The following is a 15,412-nucleotide window of genomic DNA, read 5'->3' on the forward strand; positions in this document are numbered from 1 at the left end:
CACAAAAGGAGTCCTCGGTGGTCGACCGCACCGTTGCCGTACTCGCAGGCGGACTTTCCCACGAACGCGATGTCTCACTCCGCTCCGGGCGCCGGCTGTCGGTCGCGTTGCGGGCGGAAGGTCTCATAGTCGAGGAGTGGGACACCGACGCCGGCCTGCTCGAACGCCTTCGCACCCAGCGGCCGGACGCGGCCATCGTCGCCCTTCACGGTGGTGAGGGGGAGAACGGCGCGGTGCAGACGGTGCTGGAGATGCTCGACGTGCCCTACGTCGGCACCAGTTCGCAGGGCTGCCGCCGCGCGTGGGACAAGCCGACGGCCAAGGCGCTCGTCGCCGACGCGGGTTTCACCACGCCGGACTGGGTCGTGCTGCCGCACAGCACCTTCCGCGAACTCGGCGCGCAGGCCGTGCTCGACTCGATGGTCGACACGCTGGGCCTGCCCATGATCCTCAAGCCGGACCAGGGCGGCTCGGCGCTGGGCGCCCAGGTCGTCAAGGAGGCCGCCGAAATGCCCGGCGCGATGGTCGGCTGCTTCGCTTACGGCGACACCGTTCTCGCGGAGAAGTTCGTTTCCGGCGTCGAGGTGGCCGTGACGGTCATCGAAGGCGAAGAAGGCCCCGAGGCACTGCCCGCGGTCGAGATCGTGCCGGAGAGCGGCGTGTACGACTACACCGCCCGCTACACCGCCGGGCTGACCGACTTCTTCACCCCCGCGCGGATCCCTGACGACGCCGCCAAGGCGGTCAGCGAACTGGCCGTCGCCGTACACCGGCAACTCGGGCTTCGCGACATCTCCCGCACCGACGCCGTGGTCGGCGAAGACGGCCGGGTCTACTTCCTCGCGGTGAACCTGTCGCCGGGCCTGACCGAGACGTCGATCGTCCCGGTGGCGATCGAGGCGTCCGGGGCCACTCTCGGATCGGTCTTCGCCGGCCTCGTGGGGCGGGCGATTTCCCGCAAGAGCTGAGTCTCTTTCAGTTCTGGACGACGACTACCTGGTATTCGGATTCGAGAATCGCCAGGTAGCCGTCGACCCGCTCGATGAAGACACGAGCGGTGGTCTTGAACCATGCCGCGGCTCCGGGATTGACCTCGGCGTCGTAGACGCTCGGATCGGCGCTCGCCGGGTTGGTGAAGTTCGCGTCGTACCAGTCGTTGTTCGCCCGGCGGAAGGCTTCCTGCTCGGCGGTCAGGCGCCCGGCCCGTTGACGAGACCGAAGACGCCGGTGAAGTTTCCCCGCTCATCGCGGGTCGGGCTCTGGAAGCGGACGAAGGGGAGACCGGTCACCGCCGTAGCCATCCGCCGATCCAGGCGAGCAGTTCTTCATCGCGCAGGGAGCCGATCACGACATCGGCGGGGAAGTCCTGCTGCTTCAACGTGGGAACCCCGACGACGGTCATCCCAGCCGCTCGCGCCGACCGAAGACCGGTCATCGAGTCCTCGAACGCCAACGCGTCGGCGGGATCGACGTCGAGCAGAGCGCAAGCGGTCAGGTACATCTCCGGATCGGGCTTCGGCGCGGCCACCTCGTCGGCGGCCAGTTTCACGGGAAACATTTCCGCCAGACCGCCGCGGACAAGCGCGGCGTCCAGCAGTGCCCGGGGCGAGTTGCTCGCGACAGCGACCGGAACGGCGGCGGCGGTCAGTTCGACCAACTCACGGGCGCCGGGCATCGGCTCCGCTTTCGCGGTGACGACTTCGGTCACCAACCTCAGCAACTCGTCCGCGATCTCCGCGCCGCCCTCGGGTTCGCCGAACGCCTCCGCCATCGCGCCGGCGGCGGACGGGAGCGACTTGCCGATCACCAACGCCTTCTCGTCCGGCCCGAAGGGCAGACCTCGCCGAGCGAACAGCTCGGTCTCGGCGACCGACCAACACGGCTCGGTGTCCATGAGCAATCCGTCGCAGTCGAAGACCACCGCGCGCGGATTTCGACCGTCGAAAAGCCCCTTCATACTTGCCCCCAGTTCAAGTACTCAGTGTCACTTCTTCGTCGACATTCAGCTATCGTCACCGTGACAAAATGACCCGGGGTGATCCCTAATCGGTTTCGCGTGTCTGATTTGCCTGATTTTGGTCCATCAGCGCGACGATACGTTCAAGATCGTCAACCGACCCGAATTCGAGCGTGATCCGCCCCTTGCGGCGACCCAAGTCGACCTTCACGCGAGTGTCGAACCGGTCCGAAAGCCGGTTCGCCAGTTCCTGGAGACCGGGAGCCTGGATCGGCTTGCGGGGAGCGGGCTTCGGCTTGGCCGGCTTCTCGCTCTTCTTGAGCGTGACGGCTTCCTCGGTCGCGCGAACCGACATGCCTTCCGCGACGATCCGGGCGGCCAGCTCTTCCTGACTGTCGGCGTCCTCAAGGGAGAGCAGCGCCCGCGCGTGGCCCGCCGAAAGCACCCCGGCCGCGACCCGGCGCTGGACCGCGAGGGGGAGTTTGAGCAAGCGGATCGTGTTCGTGATGACCGGCCGGCTGCGCCCGATCCGGCCCGCCAGCTCCTCGTGCGTGACCGCGAATTCGTCGAGCAGTTGCTGATACGCGGCCGCCTCTTCGAGCGGGTTGAGCTGAACGCGGTGGATGTTCTCGAGCAATGCGTCGCGCAGCATCGCCTCGTCGGCGGTCTGACGAACGATCGCCGGGATCGCCTCCAGCTCCGCCAGCTGGGAGGCACGCAGGCGCCGCTCGCCCATGACGAGTTCGTACTCGTCGGTGCCGAGCTCCCGGACCACGATGGGCTGCATGAGCCCGAACTCGCGGATCGAGTGCTCCAGCTCGTTGAGCGCGTCCTCGTCGAAGACCTGCCGCGGCTGCTTCGGGTTCGGCTTGATCTGGCTGACCGGCACCTCGCGGTAGACCGCGCCGGCGACCGCTCCGCCGTGCGAACCGGCCGCACCGTTGGCCGCGAACCAGCCCTTGTCGTCCGGCCCCGCGGGCTTGCTCGCGGGCGCGGACGGGACGGGGGAGCCGTTCTCGGCGGGTGCCGCCGAGCCCGGCGGCGGGCCCGTGGGGATCAGGGCGGCGAGCCCGCGCCCGAGCCCCCCTCTGCGCTCGCTCATGCCGTACCGCTCCTTTCCTTCATCTCCACCCCGCGTTGCGCGATCTCCTTGGCCGCGTCCACGTAGCTCATCGCACCCCGGGAACCAGGGTCGTACGCGAGGACCGTCTGCCCGTATCCGGGGGCCTCGGAGACCTTCACGCTGCGCGGGATCACCGTCTTGAGAACAGTGTCCCCGAAGTGGTTCCGGACCTCGTTCGTCACCTGATCGGCCAGCTTCGTCCGGCCGTCGTACATGGTGAGCAGGATCGTGGAGACGCTCAGCTCGCGGTTCAGGTGCGCCTGGACGAGCTCGATGTTGCTCAGCAGCTGCCCCAGACCTTCGAGCGCGTAGTACTCGCACTGGATCGGGATCAGCACCTCCTGCGCGGCGACCATCGCGTTGACGGTCAGCAGGCCGAGCGACGGCGGGCAGTCGATGAAGACGTAGTCGACGCCGATCTCGTCGAGGATCTCGGACGACAGCGCCTCCTTGAGCCGCATCTCGCGGGACGCCATGGAGACGAGTTCGATCTCGGCACCGGCGAGGTCGATGGTCGCGGGCACACAGTAGAGGTTGGGCGACTGCTCGCTCTGGGCCGCGGCCTCGGCGAGCGACACCTCGCCGATCAGTACCTCGTAGATCGACGGCGTGCCGGAGCGGTGGTCGATGTCGAGCGCGGTGCTCGCGTTGCCCTGAGGGTCGAGGTCGATCACGAGCGTCTTGAGCCCGTGGACGGCCAGGGCGGCGGCGAGGTTCACCGTGCTCGTCGTCTTGCCGACGCCGCCCTTCTGATTGGCGACCGTCAGCACTCGCCGGCGGTTCGGCCGGGGGAGCGCACCCTCCTTGGGGTGCAGCACGCTGGCGGCGCGGACGGCTTCTTCGGCGATGGGCGTCCAGCCGAGTTCCTGGCCGGCGCTCGCAGGGTCGGACGGCGGGGGAGTCACCGGTCTCGAGCCTCCTCTGTATTAGACGTGGGAGTCGTTCTGCGTTGTTTCACGTGGAACCGGTCTAGCTACGCCTGCGCGATCGAGACGGTTTCGGGGGCAGACGATGGATCACGACGACCGTGCTCGGAACCTCAAGCACCTTGGTGCCGCACTCGAAGACTTCCGGTTCGCCACCGCCGGCCTTCCGGACGGCGACGCGATCGCGTTCGATTTCCTCTCCAGCGCTCGCTCCTTTGAGGGCGACCAGAGCACCTTCGGGACGCACCAGCGGGAGACACCAGTTCGCGAGCCGGGCCAACGGAGCGACCGCCCGGGCGGTGACGACATCCGCGTCACCGAGCTCCTCACGTACCTGCCGCTCCTCCGCGCGCCCACGGACAACGGTGATGGGGAGTTCCAGCTTCTCGGCAACCTCGGCCAGCCAGTCGACCCGGCGGGCCATCGGTTCGAGCAGAACGATATCGAGGTCCGGTCGGCTGATCGCGAGCGGTACACCCGGAAGCCCCGCACCCGAGCCGACGTCGACCACGCGGGCGCCGTCAGGGATCCGCTCGCCGATCACGGCGGAGTTGAGGACGTGGCGTTCCCACAGCCGGTCGACCTCGCGGGGTCCGATGAGCCCGCGCTCGACGCCGTGCCGCTCCAGGAGTTCGACGTAGCCGACGGCTTGCTCGACGCGGTCTCCGAATACTTCCGACGCCGCACTCCGTACCGATGCGGCGACCCCGTCCAAGCCCACTCTCGCTCCTCAACCTCGACGCCGTTTCACGTGAAACGCGCTCCACTGATTGTCCATGACGCCGACCGCAAAGCGGGGAGACAGACCGAAGTTGTGGACAACTCCACTCGCGTTCCCCGACCGGGGACTGTGGGCACGAGTGCGGCTCGACCGATTCGATCGCCGGACAGTGCGCAAGGTGCACCACCGGAACTGGCGAACCAGAGGGACCCCCGTCGCTGCCCGGGCTGTCCGCGACGCTCGCAGTGAAGCACACCGGCACGACCGCGCGGGGCGACTGGGAATCTCGCTCAAGACAGCGGCCGTGGTGCTCGCCGCGTTTCACGTGAAACGCCACGCGTGTAATTCGCCCCGGAAACGACGAAGCGGCCCGCCGGATGACCGGCGGGCCGCTTCGTTCGAGTAAACCGTCAGGCGGGGAAGATGACGACCCGGCGCTTCGGATCCTCTCCTTCGCTCTCGCTCTTGACCCCGTCGACGGCGGCGACCGCGTCGTGCACGACCTTCCGCTCGAACGGGCTCATCGGCTGCAGCCGGACACGCTCACCGGAGGAGAGCACCGTCTCGGCGGTCGAGCGGCCGAGCTCGCGGAGCTCCTCGCGACGGTCCGCACGCCAGCCCGCGATGTCCAGCATCAGCCGGCTACGCGAACCGGTCTCCTGCTGCACCGCCAGACGCGTCAGCTCCTGCAGCGCCTCGAGGACGGTGCCGCGAGCGCCGACGAGCTTCTCCAGGTCTTCGCCGCCGTCGATGCTGACGATCGCGCGGCCCGCTTCGACATCGAGGTCGATGTCGCCGTCGTAGTCCAAAAGGTCGAGCAACCGCTCGAGGTAGTCACCGGCGATGTCGCCCTCCTTCACGAGGACGTCGTCGTCGACACCTCCCTTGCGAGCGGTCTCTTCAGCGGCGCCCTCAACCTCGGCCGCGCTGTTCTCCTCGGCGTCGATCGTGTCGATCGTCTCCGCCATTACTGGTCTCCTCTCCGGCCCGGATCGGCGTCAGCGACGCTTCCGGCCCGATTTCTTAGTCGAGTCCGAGATGAGACCGGGCACGTCCGCACCGTTCTCCTTCGAGCCGTTCGTGGACGACTCGGCCGTTCCGTCTTTGGCGTCCTTCTTCTCCGCGGGGGAGGAGTCGGTCTGGGCGAAACCGTGCGGCGAGCCCGCCTTCTTGACCTGACCGCCGGAGGACTGCTTGTTCCTCTTCTGCTGGACCGGCTTCTGACCGGGGCGCGGCGCGGTCGGCTTCTGGCCGGGCTTCGGGCCGAGGTTCGAGCGCTTCTCCTTCTCGGCCGCCTTGCGGGCCTCTTCTTCCTTGTCGATCTTCGTGTAGACGAGGCGCTGCTGCATCAGGGTCCAGCCGTTGTTGGCGAGCCAGTAGATGAGCAGACCGATCGGGAAGAGCGCACCGAAGATGAGGACACCGAGCGGGAAGATGTACATCGTCAACTTGTTCATCATCGCGGTCTGCGGCGTGGCCGACTCGGGGTTCTGGCGCTGGACCGAGTGACGCGCGGTGAGGTGCGTGGCGATGCTCGCGACGATCATCAGCGGGATCGCGACCGGGGCGACACCCCAGTGGAAGCCGGTCTCCGCGTTGCCACCGCTGACCATGTCGACACCGGTGTAGATGGCGTCACCGAGGTTGGTGCCGAACAGCTTCGCGTGGACGTACGACTCGACGCCGGCCTGATCGAAGAAGTAGTTCTCGGTCTTGGGGCCGCCGTACGGGTTGATGGTGAACATCCGCAGGACGTGGTTCAGACCGATGAAGACCGGGATCTGCAGCAGCATCGGCAGGCAGCTGCCCAGCGGGTTGACGCCGTGCTCCTTCTGGAGCTTCTGCATCTCCATCGCCTGGCGCTGCCGGTCGTTGGCGTACTTCTTCTGGATCTTCTTCATTTCCGGCGCGAAGTCCTGCATCTTCTTCATCGACCGGACCTGGTTCACGAACGGCTTGAACATGATGCCGCGGACCGTGAACGTGAGGAAGATGATCGCGAGGACCCAGGAGAACGCGTTCGCCTCGCCGAACACGAACCCGAAGACCTTGTGCCAACACCACAAGATGAAGGACACAGGGTAGTAGATGAAGTCGAGCACTGAGCTACTCCTCGATCGGTGTTTCAGGTCGGCGGTGGCGCCACGAGAACGTCTCGGGTACCGGGTCGCGCCCGGGCATGGTCCACGGGCCACAGCGCAGCAGGCGCCGGACCGCGAGATAAGTGCCGCGGCCGGCGCCGTGCCGGGTCAGTGCCTCGACGGCGTACGCGCTACAGCTCGGGTAGAACCGGCACGCCGGAGGAAGGAAGGGGGAGATCGCCTTGCGGTACAGCTTGATGGGCAGGAGCAGCACCCATGCCACCGGTCCGGGCCGGGCGTCTTCGGTGGTCTCGTTCTCGGTGGCTCGCATGCCGTTACACCGCTGATCCGTTGTCGGGTGGTCGCGTCTGGCGGGACTTCCCGGACAGCCCGAGGCGCCGCAACGACGCGTCGAGGTCCGAACCGAGTTCCGCGCTGGACGCGTCCGCGGCCGGAGGTAGTGCCCGTATCACCAACGAGCTGCCCGGCGGCAGTGTTCCGAGCCTGGCGGAAACAAGATGCCTCAACCGGCGGGTGACGCGGTGGCGGACCACCGAGTTCCCCACGGCCTTGCTCACCACAAAACCCGCCCGCGCCGCTTCGGCGGCATCGGGCGGGTCCGTGGTCAACGCATGGACGACGAGGCGGCGCCTGCCTGCCTTGGCCCCACGCCGCATCACGGCACGGAAATCCTCACTGCGCCGCAACCTCGCGGCGGCCGGCAGCACGACGTCCCTCGACGACGGCCGGATCAGGCGGACAGCGCGCCGCGGCCCTTGCGACGACGAGCCGCCAGGATGGCCCGGCCGGCGCGGGTCCGCATGCGCAGCCGGAATCCGTGGACCCGGGCGCGGCGGCGGTTGTTCGGCTGGAAGGTGCGCTTACCCTTGCTCACGACTAACTTCTCCTGTTTCTCGGCCGCCGGGAACGGTTCGACCCGTTCCTGGCGTGTCGTGCTGACGCACGGCAGTCTCTGGTGTCTCCTACCAACGTGTGGCCTCGTCACGTCGAGCGACGACAACGTGGGCACGCGAAACGCCCCCGCTGTATACGGGAGACCTTACGAGGGTACGCACCCACCGCCCGAGCCCGGCAGGCACCCCCTCGACCACGCACCGCGACGGTACGTGGAGAGTGATCACCGACGACGCGAGGGCATCGAATGGCAACACGCCGTACACCGTGAAATGCTTGCGCGCGAGGATGCCTTGTGGCAACGAGCGGGGCTTGTTAGCGTGCCCCTCCCGGGTTTTCGCCGAGGTGGAACGGTGCAGGCGCCCGGGTGTCCTTGGGGATGTGGAGGCGTCCCGTCGGCATACGTCGAGCCCGCAGGTGGCGTCACCGCGGGCCGCCGTACATTAGTGCACAGCTGTGGACAACTATGTGGATATTTGCTGTGCGCATGAGTCGATCGGGCCAGGATGACGCTCGACCCGGCGTTTCGGGCCGCTGAGTGATCTCGCCGCAGCGCACCGATGAGGGGAGGGGAGTCAGGCAGGTGTCCGATCACCAGCACAATCTTGGCGTCATCTGGGAACAGGTCGTGCGCGAGCTGTCGGATGGCACCCTCTCCCCGCAGCAGCGCGCCTGGATGCGGGTGACCCGGCCGATCGGCCTGCTCGACGGCACCGCGCTCCTCGCCGCCCCCAGTGACTTCGCCAAGGAAGCGATCGAGCGCGCCCTCCGCGGCGCAATCACCGAGGCCCTTTCGCGCCGGCTCGGCCGCGCGGTCTCGCTCGCGGTGAAGGTCGACAGCACCGAGCCGTCGATGCCTCCGCCGCCGCCCTCGCCCGGCCCCCGCTACGAACCGACGTCACCCAGCCGGGTGGAAAACGGTTCCGGTCCGGTGCCGGGTACTCCTCCGCTGCCCGACGGCGACGGCATGCTGTCCCCGACCAGGCCCCGGCCCGAGCCTCCGAAACCGAGGCCGCCGAGGCAGCAGCCGGTGGACAACAGCCTCAACGATGGCGATGACAGCGATGAAGAAGTCGACGAAGAGGGCGAGGCCCTCGCCGCCGTGACCGAGATCTGGCCGACCTTCTCCGGGCAGCCGATCGCGGGCCAGCCGTACACCGCGCCGGCGCAGCCGCAGACGTCGAAGACGAAGCTGAACGAGAAGTACACGTTCGACACGTTCGTGATCGGCGCGTCGAACCGCTTCGCGCACGCGGCCGCGGTCGCCGTCGCCGAAGCACCGGCGCGCGCGTACAACCCGTTGTTCATCTGGGGAGAGTCCGGACTCGGGAAGACCCACCTGCTGCACGCGGTCGGGCACTACGCCCAGCGGCTGTTCCCCGGCATGCGCGTGCGGTACGTGTCGACCGAAGAGTTCACCAACGACTTCATCAACTCGCTGCGCGACGACCGCAAGGTCGCGTTCCAGCGCCGCTACCGCGACATCGACATCCTGCTCGTCGACGACATCCAGTTCCTGGAAGGCAAAGAAGGTACGCAGGAAGAGTTCTTCCACACCTTCAACACCCTCCACAACGCGAACAAGCAGATCGTCGTCTCCTCCGACCGCCCGCCGAAGCGCCTCGAAACGCTGGAAGACCGGTTGCGCACGCGGTTCGAGTGGGGCCTCATCACCGACATCCAGCCGCCGGAACTCGAAACCCGGATCGCGATCCTTCGCAAGAAGGCCGCACAGGACCGGCTCGCGGTTCCCGGCGAGGTCCTGGAGTTCATCGCTTCGCGCGTCGAGGCGAACATCCGGGAACTCGAAGGCGCGCTCATCCGCGTCACCGCCTTCGCGTCGCTGAACCAGCAGCCCGTCGACGTCGCGCTCGCCGAGATCGTGCTCCGGGACCTCATCCCGGATTCGCACGCCCCGGAGATCACCGCGCCGACCATCATGGGCGTCACGTCCGAGTTCTTCGACGTGACCCTCGACGACCTCTGCGGCCCCGGCAAGACGAAGGCGCTCGCGACCGCGCGCCAGATCGCGATGTACCTCTGCCGCGAGCTGACCGACATGTCGCTGCCGAAGATCGGGCAGACCTTCGGCGGCCGCGACCACACGACCGTCATGCACGCGGACAAGAAGATCCGCAAGGAGATGGCCGAACGGCGCCGCATCTACGACCAGGTGCAGGAACTGACATCGAGGATCAAGCAACGAGCACGGCAGTGATATCTGTCGGGCGCTGACTGTGTTCTCTGTCGAGCGCTGACTGTGTTCTCTGTCGAGCGCTGACTGTGTTCTCTGTCGAGCGCTGACTGTGTTCTCTGTCGAGCGCTGACTGTGTTCTCTGTCGAGCGCTGACTGTGTTCTCTGTCGGGCGCTGACTGTGTTCTCTGTCGAGCGCTGACTGTGTTCTCTGTCGAGCGCTGACTGTGTTCTCTGTCGAGCGCTGACTGTGTTCTCTGTCGAGCGCTGACTGTGTTCTCTGTCGAGCGCTGACTGTGTTCTCTGTCGAGCGCTGACTGTGTTCTCTGTCGAGCGCTGACTGTGTTCTCTGTCGAGCGCTGACTGTGTTCTCTGTCGAGCGCTGACTGTGTTCTCTGTCGAGCGCTGACTGTGTTCTCTGTCGAGCGCTGACGAAAAGCGCGCCGAAGGGGCGTCGTTCCGCTTCCACCTCGAGGTGAGCGGGAAGGCGCCCCTTCATCGCGTTTTCGTGGGCCTTCGGCCCGAAAGAGGGCGCTCGACGGTGAAGTCTCCGTCGGGCGCGGGGCGCCCTTGGGGAGACCGTTGGGTCATTCGAGTATCAATCCCTTGGCCGACAAGGGTTTCGGGGCTCTCGCCGGTAGGTGGGAGCCCTTCTTAGTGTCCACATAGGCCCGAAGCACGCGTAGGCGGAGAAGCGGCGAAGGACGCGAAGCAGCCTCGGTGTGCTTCGCGTTTTTCCTTGTGTACAAAGGGAATCCACAGGGTGTGGGCAGACTGTGCACAACTCCGGTGGGTTCGGGAGCTGCGGCGACCGGGTTTCCGTCCACATCGCACTCACAGGGAATCCACAGCATTTCCACACCAAGATCCACACCCTGTCCCCAGGTTGCCCACATCTTGTGCACAAGGGTGACGCGGGCTGCACGGATCACTCTCCCGAGCGATTCCGGTCACGAACGCCGCCCACAACCCTGGGTACAAACCGGCACACAACTGGGGATAACCGTGGGGACAACTGTGGATGACTGTGGACAGATCGAGCGCCGCCCGAATCCATCCACGGACGGCCCGAGCTGTCCACCGTCCGTACACACCCGGAGTCCACAGCCTCCGAGGCGCCCGGACCTGCGCGAACGAGCCTTGTCCACACAATCCACAACGCCTATTACTACTGCTGTCTTTTCTTCTTCTCTAGAAGAGAACAAAACAAAAACAGGCGAAGGACGAATCTGGGGACAGCCGGAGAGCCGTGTCGTCTTGTCGACAAAAGCAAGGGGAGGCCGAGGTGACGCGGACCCCGGGGACGGCCTAACGTGGGTCCCTGCACCTGGTCTGCGTGTCGACGTGCGTCCGCGTCCTCGCTCGGGCCGAACAACACCTGCGAGGCACCTGGCCATCGCGCTCTCCGGCCGAGGTGACCCGTTGAGCTTTCGAGCCGTCAGGGGCTCGGCTGTCGAAAGGAAGCGCGCATGAAGATCCGCGTCGAGCGTGACGGGCTGGCCGACGCCGTCGCGTGGGTGGCGAGAAGCCTCCCGTCGCGGCCTCCGGTCCCGGTGCTGGGCGGTGTCCTGCTCGATGCGGGATCCGACGGGACGAGTGACGCCCTCACCGTCTCCGGATTCGACTACGAGGTCTCCGCCACGGTCGGCGTCCCGGCCACCATCGCCGACGGCGGCCGTCTGCTGGTCTCCGGCCGTCTGCTGGCCGACATCACCAAGTCGCTGCCCGCGCAGCCGGTCGAGATCTCCGTCGACGGCGCCCGCGCCACCATCACCTGCGGCTCCGCGCGCTTCTCCCTGCCGACCATGCCGGTCGAGGACTACCCGCAGCTCCCGTCCCAGCCCGCCTTCGCCGGTGAACTCACCGGTGACGCGTTCGGCCAGGCCGTCACCCAGGTCGTCGTCGCCGCGGGCAAGGACGACACCCTCCCGATGCTGACCGGGATGCGGCTGGAGATCTCCGGCTCTTCGCTGACCCTGGTCGCCACCGACCGCTTCCGCCTCGCGATGCGCGAGTTCACCTGGGAGCCGGCCGAGGGCCTGTCCGACGCCGCCGTGCTCGTCCCGGCGCGCACGCTCGCCGAGGCCGCGAAGACGCTCGGCGCCAGCGGTGCCAAGATCCGGCTCGCGCTCGCCAGCGGCGAAGGCCTTCTCGGTCTCTCGGGTTCCGGCCGCTACACCACCACCCGCCTCCTCGACGCGGAGTTCCCGCCGTACCGGCAGCTGCTGCCCGCGCAGCACACCTCGCGCGCGGTCATCGAGGTCTCCGCGCTCGCCGAGTCCATCAAGCGTGTTTCGCTCGTCGCCGAGCGTGGCACCCAGGTGCGGCTGGAGTTCAACGACGGTTCGCTGCGCCTGTCCGCCGGCGGCGACGACGAGGGTTCGGCCGAAGAAGAGCTTCAGGTCGACTACGAGGGTGAGCCGGTGACCATCGCGTTCAACCCGGGTTACCTCGTCGACGGGCTCGGCGCGCTGAACGCGAACCGGGCGGAACTGACGTTCACCACCCCGAACCGGCCGGCGCTGATCAAGCCGGCCGACGAGGAGGGCAACGTCGTCCCCGGCTACCTGTACCTCCTGATGCCGGTTCGCCTTCCGGGCTGACCGGCCGCCAATTCTGTTCGCACCAAAGGGGATCTTCATGGCTCAGCTGGGACTCATCGGCCTCGGCAAAATGGGGTTCAACATGCGTGAGCGGCTGCGCGCGGCCGGTCACGAGGTGATCGGTTACGACCGCAACCCCGACGTCACCGACTCCACCTCACTCGAGGACATGGTGTCCAAACTGGACGGTCCGCGGATCGTCTGGATCATGGTGCCCGCCGGCGAACCCACCCGGCAGACCGTCGCGGAGCTCGGCAACCTGCTGTCCGAGGGCGACCTCGTGATCGACGGCGGCAACTCGAAGTACACCGACGACCGGATCAACGCGGACCTGCTCGCGACGAAGAAGATCGGCTACCTCGACTGCGGGGTTTCCGGTGGCGTGTGGGGCAAGGACAACGGCTACGGCCTGATGGTCGGCGGCGCGGCTTCGGACGTCGAGAAGGCCATGCCGATCTTCGACGCGCTTCGTCCCGAAGGCCCGCGTGACGAAGGCTTCTCGCACGCCGGCGCCGTAGGCTCCGGTCACTACGCGAAGATGATCCACAACGGCATCGAGTACGGCATGATGCAGGCCTTCGCCGAAGGCTTCGAGCTGCTCGAAGCCGCGAAGGTCGTCGAGAACGTGCCCGCGGTGATCAAGGGCTGGCAGCGGGGGACCGTCGTCCGCTCGTGGCTGCTCGACCTGCTCGTCCGCGCCCTCGACGAGGACCCGGAGCTGGACGACCTCGAGGGCTACGTCGAGGATTCCGGCGAAGGCCGGTGGACGCTGGAAGAGGCGATCAACAACGCTGTCCCGGCGCCGGTCATCTCGGCCGCGCTGTTCGCCCGGTTCGCTTCGCGCCAGGAGGATTCCGCCGCCATGCGGGCCGTGGCCGCGCTGCGCAACCAGTTCGGCGGGCACGCCGTCAAGAAAGCCGGCGACTAGGCAGGACGGTTGTACCTCAGACACCTCCAGGTCACCGACTTCCGGTCCTGGCCACAAGCCGATCTCGCGCTCGAACCCGGCCCGACCGTCCTCGTCGGACAGAACGGCCGCGGCAAGACGAACCTCCTGGAGGCGATCGGCTACATCGCGACCCTCGGCTCGCACCGCGTCGCGACCGACGCGCCGTTGGTGCGGCACGGGTGCGAACGCGCGCTGATCAGGGTCGCGGTGGTCAACGACGACCGCGAGCTGACGGTCGAGCTGGAGATCACGCCCGGCAAGGCGAACCGCGCGCGGGTCAACCGCGGCGCGGTCGGCAAGCCCCGCGATGTCCTCGGAATCCTGCGCACCGTGCTGTTCTCGCCGGAGGATCTGGCGCTGGTGCGCGGGGATCCCGGGGAGCGCCGCCGCTTCATGGACGAGCTCCTCGTGCTGCGCGCTCCCCGGTACGCCGGGGTCCGCGCCGACTACGAGAAGGTGCTGAAGCAGCGGAACGCCCTGCTCAAGACGGCGGGCAAGCGGCGTACGGGACGCGAAGACCCGTACGCGTTGTCGACGCTCGACGTCTGGGACGACCACCTGTCGGTGGCGGGCGCCGCGCTGCTGGCCGCCCGGCTCAACCTGATCGCGGATCTCGCGCCGTACGCGGCCGCCGCGTACATGGGGGTCGCGCCCGACTCTCGTCCGGCGAAGATCGCGTACAAGTCGAGCCTCGGCGAAGCGATGCCGGAGGGTTACGGGGATCCCGACGGTCCTCGCGCCGACCAAGCGGTACTCAAGGATGTGCTGGTCGAGGCGCTGAAACGGTCGCGGAACCTGGAGCTGGAGCGCGGGGTGAGCATGGTCGGCCCGCACCGGGACGAGCTGGATCTCATCCTCGGCGAAGCGCCGGCCAAGGGCTACGCGAGCCATGGGGAGTCCTGGTCGTTCGCCCTCGCGTTGCGTCTGGGAAGCTACGAGCTCCTGCGTGGCGAGGCCGGGGAACCGGTGCTCCTGCTGGATGATGTGTTCGCCGAGCTGGACCGGCGTCGCCGGGCCCGGCTGGCGGAGGTGGCGGCAGGCGCCGAGCAGGTGCTGGTGACCGCCGCCGTGGACGAGGACGTGCCCGCCGAACTGGCCGGACACCGGTTCCTCGTGGCGGATGGTGAGATCAACCGAGGGTGATCGGCGGGCAGCGGACACCCCGGGTGACCGGCGCCACAGCAGTTGCCCACCGATCTGGGGACAAACCTGTGGACAGTGTGGATAACACCAGGAAAGCGTTATCGCCCCGCGTGACCAAGGGGCCTGATAAGCGGCTTGACACCCCCCACTCGGGCGGTAACCCGGGTGAGGGAGCCCTGTTCGATACGCAGCGTGAACCCACTGCGGTATCGAACGGTGCAACCGATACCGAAAGCAAGGAGCCGGCGACGGGGCGTGACCTCGCGCGCGCCGCGCTGGACGCCGCGAAGGCGAAAGCCAAGGCCCGTGGAGTTGAACCGGGCGTCCGCCGCGGCCGTATCACCGGAGGGGGAGCCGGTTCGGCCGGGCAGAGCCCGCGACGTCGTCGCTGGTCAGGGCCGGGTGCCGACGCCCGCGACCCGCAACCGCTCGGCAGGCTCGCCTCCCGGATCGCGGTCGACCGCGGCTGGAACACGCGGCTGGCCAACGGCCAGGTCTTCGGGAGCTGGACGCGGCTTGTGGGTGAAGAGGTCGCCGAACACGCCCAGCCGGTGGCCTTGAAGGACGGCGAGCTGACCGTGCGAGCGAGCTCGACGGCGTGGGCGACGCAGCTTCGCCTGCTCCAGGGGCAGCTGCTGGCGAAGATCGCGAAGGGTGTCGGGCACGGCGTAGTGAAGAAGATGCGGATCCAGGGGCCGACGGCGCCGAGCTGGCGGAAAGGGCCCCGGCACGTGCCGGGCCGCGGCCCGCGTGACACGTACGGCTGATCCGAGTTGCGCTTCGCCGGGACTGTGCCACCA

The 15,412-nt window shown here is 67.6% G+C and carries 15 protein-coding genes; 6 read left to right on the plus strand and 9 right to left on the minus strand.

The features are described 5' to 3' along the window. Nucleotides 1-17 precede the first annotated feature (17 nt). Nucleotides 18-968 carry a D-alanine--D-alanine ligase family protein gene (locus NQK81_RS25580; RefSeq protein WP_126734752.1) on the plus strand — a complete coding sequence of 317 codons (951 nt, stop codon included), beginning with the start codon at nt 18-20 and terminating at the stop codon, nt 966-968. 317 nt (nt 969-1,285) lie between these two features. On the opposite strand, the gene NQK81_RS25585 is transcribed toward NQK81_RS25580, so the two are convergent. From NQK81_RS25585 to rpmH, 9 genes are all read right to left on the minus strand, one after another. Then, nucleotides 1,286-1,894, minus strand: a complete 609-nt coding sequence (locus NQK81_RS25585) for an HAD family hydrolase (RefSeq protein ID WP_257483544.1) — start codon at nt 1,892-1,894, stop codon at nt 1,286-1,288. Between the two features lie 148 nt (nt 1,895-2,042). Beyond that, a complete protein-coding gene (locus tag NQK81_RS25590) occupies nt 2,043-3,059 on the minus strand; it encodes a ParB/RepB/Spo0J family partition protein (protein WP_034321893.1) in 1,017 nt (338 codons plus the stop codon). Then, on the minus strand, nt 3,056-3,985 hold the full coding sequence (locus NQK81_RS25595; RefSeq protein WP_016338354.1) for a ParA family protein: 930 nt from the start codon (nt 3,983-3,985) through the stop codon (nt 3,056-3,058). The genes NQK81_RS25590 and NQK81_RS25595 overlap by 4 nt, the downstream gene beginning before the upstream one ends. A 64-nt stretch (nt 3,986-4,049) precedes the next feature. Continuing rightward, a complete protein-coding gene (rsmG, locus tag NQK81_RS25600) occupies nt 4,050-4,727 on the minus strand; it encodes a 16S rRNA (guanine(527)-N(7))-methyltransferase RsmG (RefSeq protein ID WP_126734756.1) in 678 nt (225 codons plus the stop codon). A gap of 410 nt (nt 4,728-5,137) precedes the next feature. Continuing rightward, entirely contained in the window at nt 5,138-5,695 is a 558-nt protein-coding gene (locus NQK81_RS25605) for a Jag family protein (RefSeq protein ID WP_126734757.1), read from the minus strand. Between the two features lie 30 nt (nt 5,696-5,725). Continuing rightward, entirely contained in the window at nt 5,726-6,829 is a 1,104-nt protein-coding gene (gene yidC / locus NQK81_RS25610) for a membrane protein insertase YidC (RefSeq protein ID WP_257483545.1), read from the minus strand. Between the two features lie 4 nt (nt 6,830-6,833). Continuing rightward, entirely contained in the window at nt 6,834-7,139 is a 306-nt protein-coding gene (gene yidD, locus NQK81_RS25615) for a membrane protein insertion efficiency factor YidD (RefSeq protein WP_016338357.1), read from the minus strand. 4 nt (nt 7,140-7,143) lie between these two features. Next, nucleotides 7,144-7,536, minus strand: a complete 393-nt coding sequence (rnpA, locus tag NQK81_RS25620; protein WP_126734759.1) for a ribonuclease P protein component — start codon at nt 7,534-7,536, stop codon at nt 7,144-7,146. A gap of 23 nt (nt 7,537-7,559) precedes the next feature. After that, complete coding sequence (gene rpmH / locus NQK81_RS25625) at nt 7,560-7,703, minus strand: 50S ribosomal protein L34 (protein ID WP_005154511.1); 144 nt, start codon at nt 7,701-7,703, stop codon at nt 7,560-7,562. Between the two features lie 603 nt (nt 7,704-8,306). On the opposite strand from rpmH, the gene dnaA reads away from it, so the two are divergent. The 5 genes from dnaA to NQK81_RS25650 all read left to right on the plus strand — a co-directional run bounded on the left by dnaA (nt 8,307) and on the right by NQK81_RS25650 (nt 15,379). Beyond that, nucleotides 8,307-9,941, plus strand: a complete 1,635-nt coding sequence (gene dnaA / locus NQK81_RS25630) for a chromosomal replication initiator protein DnaA (RefSeq protein ID WP_126734760.1) — start codon at nt 8,307-8,309, stop codon at nt 9,939-9,941. A gap of 1,445 nt (nt 9,942-11,386) precedes the next feature. Next, on the plus strand, nt 11,387-12,520 hold the full coding sequence (gene dnaN / locus NQK81_RS25635; RefSeq protein WP_020632653.1) for a DNA polymerase III subunit beta: 1,134 nt from the start codon (nt 11,387-11,389) through the stop codon (nt 12,518-12,520). A 37-nt stretch (nt 12,521-12,557) separates the two neighbouring features. Then, nucleotides 12,558-13,448 carry a phosphogluconate dehydrogenase (NAD(+)-dependent, decarboxylating) gene (gene gnd, locus NQK81_RS25640; RefSeq protein ID WP_126734761.1) on the plus strand — a complete coding sequence of 297 codons (891 nt, stop codon included), beginning with the start codon at nt 12,558-12,560 and terminating at the stop codon, nt 13,446-13,448. A gap of 9 nt (nt 13,449-13,457) precedes the next feature. Then, complete coding sequence (gene recF / locus NQK81_RS25645) at nt 13,458-14,612, plus strand: DNA replication/repair protein RecF (RefSeq protein ID WP_126734762.1); 1,155 nt, start codon at nt 13,458-13,460, stop codon at nt 14,610-14,612. A 275-nt stretch (nt 14,613-14,887) separates the two neighbouring features. Next, nucleotides 14,888-15,379 (plus strand): DciA family protein, encoded by a 492-nt coding sequence (locus NQK81_RS25650; protein WP_192747980.1) that lies wholly within the window; start codon nt 14,888-14,890, stop codon nt 15,377-15,379. Nucleotides 15,380-15,412: the final 33 nt, after the last annotated feature.

The sequence above is a fragment of the Amycolatopsis roodepoortensis genome, from assembly GCF_024628825.1.
Taxonomy (GTDB): domain Bacteria; phylum Actinomycetota; class Actinomycetes; order Mycobacteriales; family Pseudonocardiaceae; genus Amycolatopsis; species Amycolatopsis roodepoortensis.

What these genes read in the sequence shown, in the direction of transcription:
- NQK81_RS25585 (WP_257483544.1), bottom strand. Translation starts at nt 1,894, where the DNA reads ATGGACACCGAGCCGTGTTGGTCGGTCGCCGAGACCGAGCTGTTCGCT.
- NQK81_RS25590 (WP_034321893.1), bottom strand. Translation starts at nt 3,059, where the DNA reads ATGAGCGAGCGCAGAGGGGGGCTCGGGCGCGGGCTCGCCGCCCTGATC.
- NQK81_RS25605 (WP_126734757.1), bottom strand. Translation starts at nt 5,695, where the DNA reads ATGGCGGAGACGATCGACACGATCGACGCCGAGGAGAACAGCGCGGCC.
- yidD (WP_016338357.1), bottom strand. Translation starts at nt 7,139, where the DNA reads ATGCGAGCCACCGAGAACGAGACCACCGAAGACGCCCGGCCCGGACCG.
- dnaN (WP_020632653.1), top strand. Translation starts at nt 11,387, where the DNA reads ATGAAGATCCGCGTCGAGCGTGACGGGCTGGCCGACGCCGTCGCGTGG.
- gnd (WP_126734761.1), top strand. Translation starts at nt 12,558, where the DNA reads ATGGCTCAGCTGGGACTCATCGGCCTCGGCAAAATGGGGTTCAACATG.